This is a genomic window from Bradyrhizobium sp. USDA 372 (assembly GCF_053629095.1).
Window position 1 is genome coordinate 191,620 of record NZ_JBRJHR010000001.1, and the last position, 12,272, is coordinate 203,891.

Annotated in this window: 21 protein-coding genes and 1 tRNA gene; 12 read left to right on the forward strand and 10 right to left on the reverse strand. The window is 61.1% G+C overall.

The annotated features are described in order from the left end of the window. Nucleotides 1-9: 9 nt before the first annotated feature. Nucleotides 10-84, reverse strand: a tRNA-Glu gene (locus AB7M16_RS00940). 224 nt (nt 85-308) lie between these two features. On the opposite strand from AB7M16_RS00940, the gene AB7M16_RS00945 reads away from it, so the two are divergent. The 3 genes from AB7M16_RS00945 to AB7M16_RS00955 are packed head-to-tail and all read left to right on the forward strand — an operon-like array spanning nt 309 to nt 1,035. Then, on the forward strand, nt 309-563 hold the full coding sequence (locus tag AB7M16_RS00945; protein ID WP_172789179.1) for a PilZ domain-containing protein: 255 nt from the start codon (nt 309-311) through the stop codon (nt 561-563). A gap of 50 nt (nt 564-613) precedes the next feature. After that, nucleotides 614-862 carry a hypothetical protein gene (locus tag AB7M16_RS00950; protein ID WP_453947109.1) on the forward strand — a complete coding sequence of 83 codons (249 nt, stop codon included), beginning with the start codon at nt 614-616 and terminating at the stop codon, nt 860-862. A 5-nt stretch (nt 863-867) separates the two neighbouring features. Further along, the gene (locus AB7M16_RS00955) at nt 868-1,035 is read left to right on the forward strand and encodes a hypothetical protein (protein WP_453942884.1); all 168 of its coding nucleotides are present in this window, start codon (nt 868-870) and stop codon (nt 1,033-1,035) included. Nucleotides 1,036-1,162: 127 nt separating this feature from the next. On the opposite strand, the gene AB7M16_RS00960 is transcribed toward AB7M16_RS00955, so the two are convergent. From AB7M16_RS00960 to AB7M16_RS00970, 3 genes are all read right to left on the reverse strand, one after another. Next, entirely contained in the window at nt 1,163-1,801 is a 639-nt protein-coding gene (locus tag AB7M16_RS00960; protein WP_453942885.1) for a glutathione S-transferase family protein, read from the reverse strand. Nucleotides 1,802-1,940: 139 nt separating this feature from the next. Continuing rightward, nucleotides 1,941-2,066 (reverse strand): hypothetical protein, encoded by a 126-nt coding sequence (locus tag AB7M16_RS00965; protein ID WP_453942886.1) that lies wholly within the window; start codon nt 2,064-2,066, stop codon nt 1,941-1,943. Between the two features lie 27 nt (nt 2,067-2,093). Beyond that, nucleotides 2,094-2,546 carry a VOC family protein gene (locus AB7M16_RS00970; RefSeq protein ID WP_453942887.1) on the reverse strand — a complete coding sequence of 151 codons (453 nt, stop codon included), beginning with the start codon at nt 2,544-2,546 and terminating at the stop codon, nt 2,094-2,096. Nucleotides 2,547-2,780: 234 nt separating this feature from the next. Between AB7M16_RS00970 and AB7M16_RS00975 the strand changes: the two genes are divergently transcribed. After that, nucleotides 2,781-4,559 carry a phospholipase D-like domain-containing protein gene (locus AB7M16_RS00975; protein WP_453942888.1) on the forward strand — a complete coding sequence of 593 codons (1,779 nt, stop codon included), beginning with the start codon at nt 2,781-2,783 and terminating at the stop codon, nt 4,557-4,559. 270 nt (nt 4,560-4,829) lie between these two features. Here AB7M16_RS00975 and AB7M16_RS00980 read toward each other — a convergent pair whose 3' ends face one another. Then, the gene (locus tag AB7M16_RS00980; RefSeq protein WP_453942889.1) at nt 4,830-5,618 is read right to left on the reverse strand and encodes an oxidoreductase; all 789 of its coding nucleotides are present in this window, start codon (nt 5,616-5,618) and stop codon (nt 4,830-4,832) included. A 254-nt stretch (nt 5,619-5,872) separates the two neighbouring features. Between AB7M16_RS00980 and AB7M16_RS00985 the strand changes: the two genes are divergently transcribed. Continuing rightward, nucleotides 5,873-6,073 carry a hypothetical protein gene (locus tag AB7M16_RS00985; protein ID WP_453942890.1) on the forward strand — a complete coding sequence of 67 codons (201 nt, stop codon included), beginning with the start codon at nt 5,873-5,875 and terminating at the stop codon, nt 6,071-6,073. Next, the gene (locus AB7M16_RS00990; protein ID WP_453942891.1) at nt 6,073-6,336 is read left to right on the forward strand and encodes a hypothetical protein; all 264 of its coding nucleotides are present in this window, start codon (nt 6,073-6,075) and stop codon (nt 6,334-6,336) included. Before AB7M16_RS00985 ends, AB7M16_RS00990 begins: the two co-directional genes overlap by 1 nt. Nucleotides 6,337-6,488: 152 nt before the next feature. Here AB7M16_RS00990 and AB7M16_RS00995 read toward each other — a convergent pair whose 3' ends face one another. Then, nucleotides 6,489-6,755 carry a hypothetical protein gene (locus tag AB7M16_RS00995; RefSeq protein WP_453942892.1) on the reverse strand — a complete coding sequence of 89 codons (267 nt, stop codon included), beginning with the start codon at nt 6,753-6,755 and terminating at the stop codon, nt 6,489-6,491. Nucleotides 6,756-7,476: 721 nt separating this feature from the next. After that, nucleotides 7,477-7,668: a DUF3072 domain-containing protein gene (locus AB7M16_RS01000; protein ID WP_453942893.1), complete on the reverse strand. Its 192-nt coding sequence runs from the start codon at nt 7,666-7,668 to the stop codon at nt 7,477-7,479. A gap of 89 nt (nt 7,669-7,757) precedes the next feature. On the opposite strand from AB7M16_RS01000, the gene AB7M16_RS01005 reads away from it, so the two are divergent. The 3 genes from AB7M16_RS01005 (at nt 7,758) to AB7M16_RS01015 (ending at nt 9,107) form a co-directional block, all read left to right on the forward strand. Then, on the forward strand, nt 7,758-7,991 hold the full coding sequence (locus AB7M16_RS01005) for a hypothetical protein (protein WP_453942894.1): 234 nt from the start codon (nt 7,758-7,760) through the stop codon (nt 7,989-7,991). Beyond that, the gene (locus tag AB7M16_RS01010; protein ID WP_025036169.1) at nt 7,985-8,212 is read left to right on the forward strand and encodes a hypothetical protein; all 228 of its coding nucleotides are present in this window, start codon (nt 7,985-7,987) and stop codon (nt 8,210-8,212) included. Before AB7M16_RS01005 ends, AB7M16_RS01010 begins: the two co-directional genes overlap by 7 nt. Before the next feature lie 688 nt (nt 8,213-8,900). Next, complete coding sequence (locus AB7M16_RS01015; protein WP_260383572.1) at nt 8,901-9,107, forward strand: hypothetical protein; 207 nt, start codon at nt 8,901-8,903, stop codon at nt 9,105-9,107. Nucleotides 9,108-9,190: 83 nt separating this feature from the next. Here the strand turns inward: AB7M16_RS01015 and AB7M16_RS01020 are convergent, their stop codons facing one another. Then, nucleotides 9,191-9,493 carry a hypothetical protein gene (locus tag AB7M16_RS01020; RefSeq protein ID WP_212257008.1) on the reverse strand — a complete coding sequence of 101 codons (303 nt, stop codon included), beginning with the start codon at nt 9,491-9,493 and terminating at the stop codon, nt 9,191-9,193. Nucleotides 9,494-9,705: 212 nt separating this feature from the next. Next, nucleotides 9,706-10,197, reverse strand: coding sequence for a hypothetical protein (locus AB7M16_RS01025; RefSeq protein ID WP_212257009.1), 492 nt, complete (start codon nt 10,195-10,197; stop codon nt 9,706-9,708). Nucleotides 10,198-10,453: 256 nt separating this feature from the next. Between AB7M16_RS01025 and AB7M16_RS01030 the strand changes: the two genes are divergently transcribed. The 3 genes from AB7M16_RS01030 (at nt 10,454) to AB7M16_RS01040 (ending at nt 12,068) form a co-directional block, all read left to right on the forward strand. After that, nucleotides 10,454-10,750: an HU family DNA-binding protein gene (locus tag AB7M16_RS01030; RefSeq protein ID WP_018323108.1), complete on the forward strand. Its 297-nt coding sequence runs from the start codon at nt 10,454-10,456 to the stop codon at nt 10,748-10,750. Between the two features lie 498 nt (nt 10,751-11,248). Beyond that, complete coding sequence (locus AB7M16_RS01035) at nt 11,249-11,383, forward strand: hypothetical protein (protein ID WP_257187419.1); 135 nt, start codon at nt 11,249-11,251, stop codon at nt 11,381-11,383. 487 nt (nt 11,384-11,870) lie between these two features. Next, nucleotides 11,871-12,068 carry a hypothetical protein gene (locus tag AB7M16_RS01040; RefSeq protein WP_212257284.1) on the forward strand — a complete coding sequence of 66 codons (198 nt, stop codon included), beginning with the start codon at nt 11,871-11,873 and terminating at the stop codon, nt 12,066-12,068. Here the strand turns inward: AB7M16_RS01040 and AB7M16_RS01045 are convergent. Further along, nucleotides 12,065-12,190: a hypothetical protein gene (locus tag AB7M16_RS01045; RefSeq protein ID WP_257187420.1), complete on the reverse strand. Its 126-nt coding sequence runs from the start codon at nt 12,188-12,190 to the stop codon at nt 12,065-12,067. The genes AB7M16_RS01040 and AB7M16_RS01045 overlap by 4 nt on opposite strands. Between the last annotated feature and the right edge of the window lie 82 nt (nt 12,191-12,272).

Consider the following 12,272-nt stretch of genomic DNA (forward strand, 5'->3'; position numbering starts at 1 on the left):
CGGACTGGCTGGCGCTCCCTAGCGGAATCGAACCGCTCTCTCCACCGTGAAAGGGTGGCGTCCTAACCGATAGACGAAGGGAGCAAACGCAGGGCCCTGCCGATTGTCCCGGCACGGCCGCTGGCCGGCCGAACAGGGTCCGGCGGCTTGCAGCGGGCGAACGTATAGTGGCCTTTGCGCTCCCGGGCAAGCCGTTCGGGAACGGTCTTTTGGCTCCGGTGGATAGCTCCGAGCCCGGGATCATTCGGAGGCGATTTCAACGGTTTGTTAGGGTTCCCTGCGTAGCGCTGGATGGGGAGATTTTGCCGATGCCACCGCCGAAGAAGCGCGCAGCCCGCAAGCTGCTGTCGCAGCACGCCTGGATTACGCTGGACGGCGGATTCGCCGCGCGGCATTGCCTGGTTCAGGACATTTCGGATTCGGGTGCCAAGATCACCCTCGACGAGGACGCAAGCCAGCTTCCCGGCGTGATCCGGATGGCCTTCGCGCGCGATGCGCGCACCGGGCGGAGCTGCCAGGTGATCTGGCGCCGCGGCAAGTCGGCCGGCGTCAGGTTCCTCTGATCGCGGACCGCCCGATGGCGCGCGCGGCCGGTCCGGGCTACAAGGCGGCGATGCGCACGCCGCTCCTCATCCTGCTCTCCCTGCTGGCCACGTCCGCGACCGCGGCCGAGAGCCTGCGCCTGCCGCCTGCCGCGCCGCCACAGGCGGGCAAGGCGCTGCCGCTGGCCGGCAGCACGGCCGGGAAGGCGAAGGCAGGCTCCTGCGCCGCCTACGGCCCGGGCTTCGCGATGGCCGAGGGCACCGGGACCTGCGTCAAGCTCGGCGGCTCGACCAGCCTCGACACCAACACCCGGCGCTGAAGCCCATGCCCGCGGATCTGGTGCGGCTCGACATCATCGTCCCCGTGCTGATGTATTGCGCGTTGTTGTGGTGGGTCGGCCGCGGCCTCAGCTGGACCGCGCGGCTCGCCACGGCCGCCGTGACGCTGCTGCTGATCATCATCGTGCTGCTGGTCGAGCGCGGCTGGCGCTAAAGCCTGAAACAAAACCGCGAAAACAACCCCATGCACAGTAGCCGTCAAGCGCGGCGGTGACGCCGCGGAAGGGCGCCGGAACGCGGATTCCCCGCGCGATCGCCGCGGCTTAAGGTGCGCGAGGTGCTCACGACATCGGCGGTGCGACGAATTGCGCAAATCCCGGCCGCTTGCCGAGCTCGGCGAGCCAGCGGGTGAGGTGCGGCTGGGCCGGCCGGCTGATGCCTTCGACCCCGAGCCAGCGCCGCGCATAGGATCCGATCGCGATGTCGGCCAGCGTGAACGCATCGCCCTCGATGAAGCGGCGCGTGGCGAGCAGGCGGTCGGCGATGGCCCAGACCTCGGCGGCGGCATCGGCGTCGCGCTGCACCTGGATCATGTCGCGCTCGGCGGGCGCGGTGCGCACGATGCCCCAGAACACCGGGCGGTCGACCGGCTGCACCGTCGACAGCGTCCAGTCGAGCCAGCGGTCGATCGAGGCGCGCTGCTTCGGCGCCTCGGGATAGAGCGGCGTGCCGCGCCCATGCGCGAGGCAGAGATAGCGCATGATCGAGTTGGACTCCCACAGCACGAAGTCGCCCTCGACCAGCGTCGGAATCCGCGCGTTCGGATTCATCGCCAAATAATCGGCCTCGCGCGTCTTGCCGTATTGCATGCCGGCATCGATGCGCTCGTAAGCGAGGCCGAGCTCGGTGCAGCACCACAGCACCTTTTGCACGTTGACCGAATTGGCGCGGCCCCAGATCGTCGGCTTGGTATCGGCCATGAAGCGTCTCCCCGCATTGTCACTCGCTGCGGGTGATAGCGGAATTCGGCGCGCCGAGCGATGCGCGATTGCATCGTGCCCCTCATGCAAAAAGCTCCGCACGCGGCGGAGCCTTCATTGCAAATTTCAAGACTTTCGCTCAGCGGCCGAAGAACAGCCACAACAGAATGATCACAGGGATCGGCACGCCAAGCATCCACAGCAACAGCCCTCTCGCCATCGCATCCTCCTCCAATCGCATCGCTTGGAGGGTGAACGCGGGCAATGGGCGCTTGTTCCTGCGCGAAAGGGCCTACCAATGGCCGGTATTGGGCATCGACGCCCAGGGCTCCTGCGGCGGCTTCGGATCGCCCTTCTGCAGCAGCTCGATCGAGTGCAGGTCCGGCGAGCGGACGAAGGCCATGTTGCCGTCGCGCGGGGGACGGTTGATGGTGACGCCCGCCTTCATCAGCTTCTCGCAGGTGGCGTAGATGTCGTCGACCTCATAGGCGAGATGGCCGAAGAAGCGATCCTCGCCGTACTTCTCCTCGTCCCAATTGTAGGTGAGCTCGACCAGCGGCGCCCCGCGGGTCGGCGGCTGCTTCCTCAAGGCTTCGAGATCGTCCGCCGAGCACAGGAACACCAGCGTGAACCGCCCCTTCTCGTTCTCGATCCGCCGCACCTCCTTCAAGCCGAAAGCATCAACATAGAATTTCAGCGCGACATCGAGATTGCGCACGCGCAGCATGGTGTGGAGGTATCGCATGGTTGTTGCTCCCTGGAACGGACGGAGGGTTTTGTCTTGGGCCGGGACGGCGGGGTAGGAAATAGCAGGAAACGGGGAGGAGGGGCAGGGGGAAGGCTCGCGCGAAGCCGAAGCGTCAGCGAAGATTGCCAGCCGGACACACGATGCTGACGGCACCCGATGAGTCCCTTTTCCGACGGCAGCTGCAGTGATCTTCCACGAGGTGTCTCGACTTTGGATTGTTCGCGTGAAAAGATGCACGTGTTCTCGTTGAGAGAACGCAACCCCCTGCATATTGCGCAGGGACAAAACTGGGGGATCTCCGTGCGCGAATTTGAAGAAGGCGCCGTATTGCACGTGCGCGCAATTGCTGGACTGCACGTCGTTACGCTGGCTTGGGACTTCGCACCGGGCCAGGAAGCCAAGAAAACCGGACTATTGGGCTTTGCCATCGAGCGCACCGAGTTCGACAGGAACGACAATATCCACGAGCGCTACTTCATTAGAGGGATCAAGCGCTTCAAGCACAAGGACGAGGGACTGGCTCCTGGAACTCCGGTGCCGACGTCGGAGCATCCGATTCAGACATTTCAGTGGGGCGACTACACCGCCAAGCCCGAGACAACCTACGAATTCCGCGTCATCCCGGTCTACGGCAAGCCAAAACTCCTCGAGCTCGATGTTGCATCGGCAACCAAAATTCGTGTGAGCACGGAGGCAGAAGAGGGTGGAAAGAAGCCGGGAGAACTCACTCACGACATCTATTTCAACCGCGGTGCCGCCGGTTCTCAGGCGTTCGCACGCAAGTTCGGCAAGACCGAGCTCGATGAAAACGATCCCAGCTCGGATGCGATGAAATGGCTTTCCCGTGGCCTGTTCGAGGCACTCGTCAAGTTCATCGAATATCCCTCGACGCTGCAAAACCCCGGTGACTACGCCTTGCGGGCGATGCTTTACGAGTTTCGTTACAAGCCCGTCGGCCTGGCGTTCAAGAAAGCGAAGAATGCCGGCGTCGACGTCGATATCCGCTACGAGGCACAAAGCTATGTGGACGAAAACGAGGAGATGATAGCTGCGGCCAGGATCAAGAGCATCTGCACGCCGCAGAAGTCGCGCGCCGGAATTAGGCACAATAAGTTCATCGTTCTGCTCCACAACGACGTGCCGATCGCCGTCTGGACGGGGTCGACGAACATTTCCTCGGGCGGCATCTTCGGCCATTCCAATGTCGGCCATGTCATATGGGATGGGGAGATTGCACAGAGCTTCCTCGATTATTGGGAGCGCCTGGCTGCACCGGACGTCACGCTTGCTCCCCTGAAGAAAGCAAATCTCGCTGTCGATGCGACGCCTGCGCGCCATACTTTGCCGCCGAAGAATCGCATCTTGCAGCTGTACTCGCCGCGCGACGACAAGACGAAGCCGACGACACTGGAATGGTATGCGGATCTCATCGCCGACGCCAAGCGGATGGCCTGCATCACGTTCGCCTTCAACCTGGACGACTTCCTCTACGAGGCGCTGGCAAAAGACGATGATACTCTCCGCTACTCGCTGTTCGACAAGGATCCGGGAGACGAGTTTGCCGACGAAATCAAAGTCACGGGCAACAGTGTCATGGCGCCGGGCGCCAAGCTTTCAAAGGGCGATCTCGAATTCTTCCTCGGCGAGAAGCTGACCGGTTTCAACCGCAACTTCTATGTTCACGACAAGTTTCTGCTAGTCGATCCGCTGGGAGGCGACCCGGTCGTCGTCACCGGCACTGCAAATTTCAGCCAGCCGTCACAGAACGCCAACGACGAGAATATGCTGGTCATCCGCGGTAACACGAGAGTCGCCGACATCTATTTCGGCGAGTTCATGCGCGTGTTCGACCACTTCTACTCGCGCTATGTCGTCAAGAAGATCAAGGAGGCGGGCAAGGGCGACCCGGACGCTGGTTTCCTGAAGGAGAATTGGAAGGAATGGGTGCCCGGTCATTTCAAAGCGGGGCAAAAGCAGTTGCGGCGCGAGATCTTCATGAAGCAGGATTGATTGGAAGCTGTTGGGATTAACGTCGCCCGAAGAGGCGGCTTCGACTTAGGGTGACGTGCACCAGACTCCCGGAGTGTGGGGCGGGACGCCGGACACTGACTTGGTTCGTAGAATGGGTAGAGCACTTGCGAAACCCATCATGCTTCGTCACGCAACAAGGCTCTAGATGGGTTTCGCTTCGCTCTACCCATCTACGAGCTTACGTTGCTGGCGACGAAGAGCGTCGATCGAGAAGGTTTCGCAAGGGCTCAACCCATCCTACGAGCTGCATCACGTTCGAAGCAGTGCCGCCATCTCTTTCCAATGATAGATTCGCACCTTCTCCGTTTGATGCCGCGCGGCTTTGGCGATGGCGTGCGCGATGTCGTTGCCGGCGAGCCCGCGATATCGGTCGGCCGGGCCAAGGAGCAGCGGATTGAGCACGCCCCATATCGCGATGATGAGGCGTTCACGCGGGCGGTCCTCATCGCGCGCGCCGAGGATCATCGACGGGCGGAAAATATGCGTGTGCTCGAAATCGAGCGCGAGAATGTCGCGCTCCACCTCGCCCTTGGTCCTGAGATAGAACACGCCGGAGCCGGCGTTGGCGCCAACGGCCGTGACCAGAAACACAGACCGCGCGCCGTTCGCTTTTGCGATCTCGGCCGCCAACACCGGATAATCATGATCGATCTTGTAGTACTCGGCCTCGTCAGGGGTGTGCTTGCGCGTCGTCCCCACCGCAATGAAGATCTCGTCCGCAACCAATTGCGGCTTGAGCGCGGGCAGGGAGGCGAGATCGCCGATCAGCACCCTGAGCTTCGGATGGCTCTCCGCCAGCGGCTTGCGGGCCACCGCCACAACCCGCGAATAATCGGGACTGTCCAGGAGGTCGCGCAGCAAATGCGAGCCGATGAAGCCGGTTGCGCCGAAGACAAGTGCGGTTTTCATTCGAGCCACCGTTTCGCGTTGAGAGCCCAAAGGCCAGGTTGATGAATGCAGATCAGGAGGCCCAAGGCAAACCTGGGTTAGCTCGGTAGGATGGGTAGAGCACTTGCGAAACCCATCCTGTTTCGTCACGCAACAAGGCCCTCGATGGGTTTCGCTTCGCTCTACCCATCCTACGAGCTGATCGGTTGTTGAAAGTCAGGGGGAGTGGCGGCCGTAGGTCGGTGCAGGATGCGCAACATCCGGATCGAGCCTTCCGCTACGGTATAGGCCGCGACATGGCGTGCCGACAATGACGAACTCGCCTGTGCCGGCCATTTGGCCGATCAAGACGCCGCGATGTCCGGCCCAATGAACCCCGCCAGCAGTGGCGCCGACCAAACGCCATGGCCGCATTCGTTGCAGAACTTCTGTTCGATCTCGTCAGAGCCCTCGTGAGGAGCTGGCTGAGAGAGACTGCGTTCGCCATCGGTGCGTGGCTCGATACCAAGATTCACGGCCGCGCTGCACGCTTTGTCATGGGCGGGCTGCTGGGGATCGCCGCTTTCTTCCTCATTCCTGTGATCGCCGGCCTGCTGGGTCTTTGATGCCTTCGATCAGGACACACTTCGTCATCGCGTTAGCCATCGGGGCGCTTATCTCGACGGTGCTCCTCGTTCTTGAGCCGCTGACCGACTTCGCGTTCCTTTGGCTGGAGTGGCCGGGCATCAGCGCAGCGTATTTTTTCCGGGGAGCGGTCGGAGGAAACGCCTTCCTCGGCATCGCCATTTCCTGGGTCGTGAATGCACTGAGCTATGGTCTCGGTGCTTTCGTCATTCTCAGCGCATTCAAGGTGCTGAGGGACGCATGAAGCGCTGGCTTTAAATGATCGGGAGGGGAGTTGCGATAGCAGTGCTGTCCAGCACTGTCACCGTAATTATTCGCTCGTCATGAGGGGATGCGTACTGGAAACAGGTGAGCCACCCATTCCTGGAACGGCTGGGCTCTCGATAATTGCCGGTATCAGCGGGCGGTCGGGTCGAAGAGGTAGCCTGCGTTACCGCTTCGCGACGCCGTAATGGTGCGGTTGCGGTCCTTGTAGACGCCGCTTTTCATACAGCTCGCCTTGTAGCCCTGACAGCGAGCAGTGTCATGGCCGCGTGAGTGGTTGTAGTCGACGCATTCCTGGACGAGGTCACTGCAGGACTTACCATTGGCGGGACCGGACGTGGTTTGTGCAAACGAAGCAGTGCTGAGGACGAAGAGCAAAAAGGCAATCAAAATGCGCATGTACTGATCCTTGGTTCGAAAGCGGGTATGATCGCGATGGGAAATTGAAAGCGCAAGTGTGGTGCTTGATGTCCTGCGTTAATTTCTGAGTACCCCACTAGATCGGATATGGGCCCCTTGATACCTTCCTGCGGTTTCAACCAGAGGGGGAAGGTTATGAGGTATATTCTACTTGCTGCAGCTGTGGTTTGGTCAAACTCTTTGTCTCCGTCTCACGCGCAGGTCTGTGGCTCGAAGTCTTACGCACAGTGTGTGCCGTGTTGCGTGGCGGGTGGCCGCAGTCAATCTCAATGCCAGTCATATTGCGGTAAATCGATGAGCGAAAAGAAGGTCATCTCGGATACGCAGCCGTCAGTGCTGCCGAAGGAGTCGAGGCGGCGGTGATGAGAGCCTGCTTATCCAGGCCGCCGTCTGTCCGACGACAACAGCGTGGGCCCAATCGACATGGACATGCACCGCTCCAGGTATGGTTAGCTCGACCTATGACGGCGGTGCTACGGCGTACGTTCATCTGCAGGGCTTCTCAGCCCCCTTCGCGACGATCTCGACTTCGAAATAGCCCATGTCGCGGAGCTCGGCGGCTTTTTTCTCGGCCGCTTCCCTTGTGTCTCTCTTCAAGATGATCTGGCCCGCTCCGTCGCGGGCGCAAACGAAATAAGGCATTCTCGATTCCCAATTTCGTTTGCATACGCACGGAGCCGGGTTCCCGCAATCGGGCGGCTCACTGCTCCAGCCCGGCCTTTTGCCGCATCTTGTCGATCAGCTCCGAGGCCTCGGCCTTGGTCAGCTCGTCCTCGGGCAGGTCCTGGTGAGCCTGCTCGGCGAGGGTCTTGAGATAGGATTCCTGGGCTCCGGTCATCGGGTCGTCGCCGGAAACCCAGTCCTTCGGGTCCTTCCGGGTGTTGTCGGCCATCGCGCATCTCCTATTCTAGAACGTCGGACTCGACTCTTCGTTCCGTTTTTGTTCTCATGGGCTATCTCTAGAATTCGCGAGGCGGAACAATGCCGGACCTGGACTATCTCAGGCGGGAAATCGAACGGATGCGCATCCAGATGGGCAGGCAGAGGAAGGAGATCCTCCAGCTCCAGCGGGCGGGGATCGGCACGGCCTCGACTGAGGCGCTGCTGTCGCGGATGGAGGCGAAGGTCGAGAGCCTGTGCGCGGAGCGGGACGCGTTGAAGGCGGCAGAGCCGCGCCAGACCAAGGGCCGGGTGCTCGGAGGGAGGACATGGTGAGCAGGCGGTGGTTCGACGACGAGAGAGACCTGTCGCCCTTCCTGACCGCGCTCGAGGACGTTCGCCGCAGAGCGACGCGGGAAGGGTGGTGCTATGCCCACGTCCAGGCCATCATCGTCGCCATTGATCAATACGCGGAAGCTGCGACAGGTAACCGCGAGTATTTCCTGAACAAGCCGGTTTCGATCGGAGACAACCGGAAGGCGGCGGACATTCCGTGAGCGTTCCAGCGGCTCTCGGGACTGCGCGGCTATCGTTGCCGATCAGCGCGGTGAGATCGAGGAGGAGGGCGCTGACCTCGCACGCCCGGGCGAAGCGGTCTTGCTTCGCGGCGAGGCAGTCGCGCGGCTCTTGCCCGACTTCGGGCCAGCTCTTGGCGTGATCCCGTTCTGCTCATCGAACTGCTTCAGCCAGGCCGCGATATATCGCGGGTCCTCGGGACAAAGCCGCTCGAGCAAACGAAGGTTCTGCGCTCTGAATTCCACAAGGGTTTTCGGCATCACGGCTCCTCAAAACCCTGCCCGTAGCAAAAATGGGTCTGGAGGGCTGCCGGGTCAACCGCAAAGAGCGCTTGAAATCCCGGGCGAGCTGATGCAGCGCCAAAAGCGAAAACCCCGCCCTTTTGGAGCGGGGTTCTCTGTCGAGGTGAAGCTTAGGGACGCTTCAACTGTAAGACGCGCAAGCGGCAAGAAAGTTCAAATGAGGACGCGGATGCACTCGCGCCGGGCAATTACAAATCCGTAACTCGGTTGAAAACCGACGCCGAAAAACTATCTCTGCGTCAGGCGGCAGCGTAACAAGCCGCCCTTCAACTGACACCCAGCCGCCGCGCTCAGAACAGGCGAAGCTGGGTCCTTTGACATTCTCCCGCTTAAGGTCCCGCCTCATTGGCCTCAGAGGCAAACGTCCATGGCTGCCCGCACCTACAATCACGAACGCTGGTCGGAAGACGACGACCGGCTGCTTCGATCCATGTGTGATAGCGGCAAGAGCCTCACGCTGATGATCGTGAAGCTGAAGCGGCCCATTGCATCGATCAGGTCGCGCGCGATCGAGCTTGGCATCAATCTCCCGGGCACGCGCATCGGCCTGCGACGGAAGCGGCGAACCGCTTGAGCCTGCGCGTCCGGACAAGGCTGCTGAGCGACCTGCCTCCATCGCTGAAAGCCGGTGCGCACTTGCACGCTCTTGCGGCCGGGCTAGGCCGCGATCCGGTGTTCGACCGGCGTCGTCAGGAACTTGAGCGCTTCGGCATGTGCGAGATCCGGAACCGCGATCGCCGTGTGGCTGTACATCGCGTGTGTCCGCGACGCCGCGATCTTGTCCAGGATATCCTTGCCCTTGATGACGTGGAGGCCCATGCCGTCATCGACGGGGAAGATCGCCAGCACCACGTCGTAAGCCGCGATGACCGCTCTGAGCGCCTCTGCCTTGTCTTCGGCGACATCGACAAAAACACGAACATCAGCTGCGAGTTCACGCAGCTCGTTAAAATCCAGCACTGTCAGGATACTCCAACGCAACCAACCTGATCGAAGCTTGGTCGCGTTAGGTTACCGAAGCGTCAACAACGGGCGCCGAGCCACAAGTTTCACGACGAGGTGACTCCATGCTCTAAAGCCCGATGCTTGGGGATGAATCGTCATCGCGCTTTAGGTTATTGTTTGAGCATGATCATTTCGGAGAACCGCTCCACACTTCTCCGGATCATGCTCTAACGCCTGGCGTCCTCCTTGCGAAGCCCGGCCTCCGTGGCCTCGTCCACCAGGTTCAAGGTGGCGCCGTCATAACTCAGCTTGAGCCCGCGGCCGACGATCCAAGTCCAGCCTTCGCGGTCCTTGATGGCAGGTGCGTTGAACTGCTCGGAGATCGATTTGACGGCGGTGTCCTGCGATCCGGGATTGTTCAGCGTCGCATCGACGCGCCAGATCGGATGCCTGGCGTCGGCTTCAACGCCGTGGGCTGTGACCTTGGCGCCGTTGATCTCGCATTCGAGGGTGTACGGACCTCGGCTCTGCCGGCAGAGATAGTGGCGTTGACTGACGAGCTTGCTCGCCTCATCGAATGTCATCCCCGGCGAGAAGCCGAAGATGTCGGACTTTTTCACGAGGGCAAGCGACGCAGGCTTCAAGAAGCCTGGCTGGATCGCGACGAGGGCTGCGACAGCGAACACGATCAAACCTGCAATGACGATAGCGACCTTCATCAGCACCCCATCGGAAAACTTGCGACCTTATAGCAGGCGCGGTGCTCTCACAGGTTCAAGAAAATTGCAGGTCTTACAACATCTTGCACAGGAAGTCCGGAACCCCGCAGAGCCCATGCTTGCGTTTTCGGCCTCGATAGGGTCTAAGCCCGATCACTTCATGACTTCTGGCATGAATCAGCAGCGCGCATTCGCGGGTCCGGCCGCGTCCCCAGCAGCAGATTGCTCCGCGCACCCATTCAAAGGAATTCAGACCATGGCAAAGATGACGAAGACCCAATTGATCGATGCAATTGCCGAGGGCACGCAGCTTTCGAAGAACGACGTGAAGTCCGTGATCGAGTACATGGCGACCGTCGGCTACAAGGAGCTCAACGAGTCCGGCGAGTTCGTCATTCCCGGCTTCGTGAAGATGTCGGTCGTGAACAAGCCGGCGACCGAAGCCCGCATGGGCGTCAATCCCTTCACCAAGGAGCCGATGCAGTTCGCGGCGAAGCCCGCCAGCAAGTCGGTCAAAGCCTCGCCGCTGAAGGTGGCCAAGGACGCCGTCTGACGTGCCGGCGATGTCGTTGCGGCGCGGTCATTGGCGCGACGCCGCAACGATCAACCGCTGAAGACCAGGTGGTGCTCGGCCATGGCGATGCCGAACATCACCAGACCATCAGGACAAGCCGTAGCGCGCGGTGCTCGCGCCATCGGGAACGGCGAGCCCCGTTCCGTCACCATCCTCACCCGCTTTCACAAGAAAAAGCCCCGCGCTTTCGCGCGAGGCTCTTTTGGCTGACGGCATTGGGATTTCAGCGCCTGGCCGACAGCCAAGGCTTCTAACCTAAAGTTGAAATTGCAAAAAGCAACAGCGCCGCCGTGACGGAATATGTTCGTCAGGCGGCGCTGCCGTGTAACTGGGCGCTGAAATCCCCAGCTTCAATGAGTGCTTGCTGCGCCGCAAAGGTTCAACACCGCCCCAGGAAATTTCGCTGGTGGGGGCTGGACTTTTTGTTCTCATTTTGTTCTAGTATGAGCCGCCCAGGTGGACCGTTGGAGGTTGCTCATGACCGTCGAAAAACAGCGCGAAGTGATCAGGCTCTGGAACGAGCTCAGGAAGCTCGAGGGCCCTGCCGCGGAAGAGCTCCGCATCCAGATCCTCGAATGCTTCTCGAAGGAGAAGACGAAGCGGGCGGCCTGACCTGCATCGACGCCGCGCGGCGACGCGCAAGCGCGATCCCGCTCTGAGGGGAGCGTGCTTGATCTGTCGCCGCGTTGCTTGCCGGCGAACTCTTGCCGGCGAACTCTTGTCGCGGAGTTTTGTCGGAGAAGGTCTTGTTGCAGAAGGGTCTTGTTGCAGAGTCTTGCCGCCGAAGAGTCCTGCCGCGGCGAACGTGTGAGCGTGCGCGCTTTCATCGATCGTTAGGAATTGCTCTGCGCTGATTCTTGCGACTCCGATTCGTTCTTCGCGAACGAAATGGAGTCGAAGCTGGAACAAAGCGGGTCGTGTTGTTGCAGTTCATCGCCGCGGAGCTGCCGGCTGCGGTCTGGCTAACGATAGCTTACGCGGATGCCGATAACCCTATTCGGTTAGGTTAAAAGCCCAATCGCGTTGCGCTTGCTGCGCCTTGGAGTAGGTGTCCTGCAAAGACAAGCAAGAAACGACTTTGCCAAGAAGCAAATTTGCCATGATGCCTTTTTCAGAGCCGTCCTTTTTTCAAGGCGACCGGCACACCTACCGGCGCGTCGCCGTCGTCGGCGCGCTGTTCTGTCTTGCCTTCGTCGTGATCAGCTTCTCGCTGCGGCCGCAGGCCGAGGACACGCGCGTTGCGGTCAAGGCCGACCGGCTGGTCCGCACGGCAGGCCAGGCACCGCGCGCCAATTAACGCTCGTCGCCGCAGCGGCGGTCGTCGGCCCGTGCCTGCGGGCATGCGGCACCGCGCGAGGCGAGCGCCACGAAGCCGGCATAGCCGGACAGGTTGAGCAAGACTTCGAGCCAGACGGGCATATCGGCCTTCTTTCCCTCCGCTCAGCGGGAGGAAAGATTCAACGTCCGCGCGCAATCCCGGTTCCGTGCTCCCGCAGAGAAA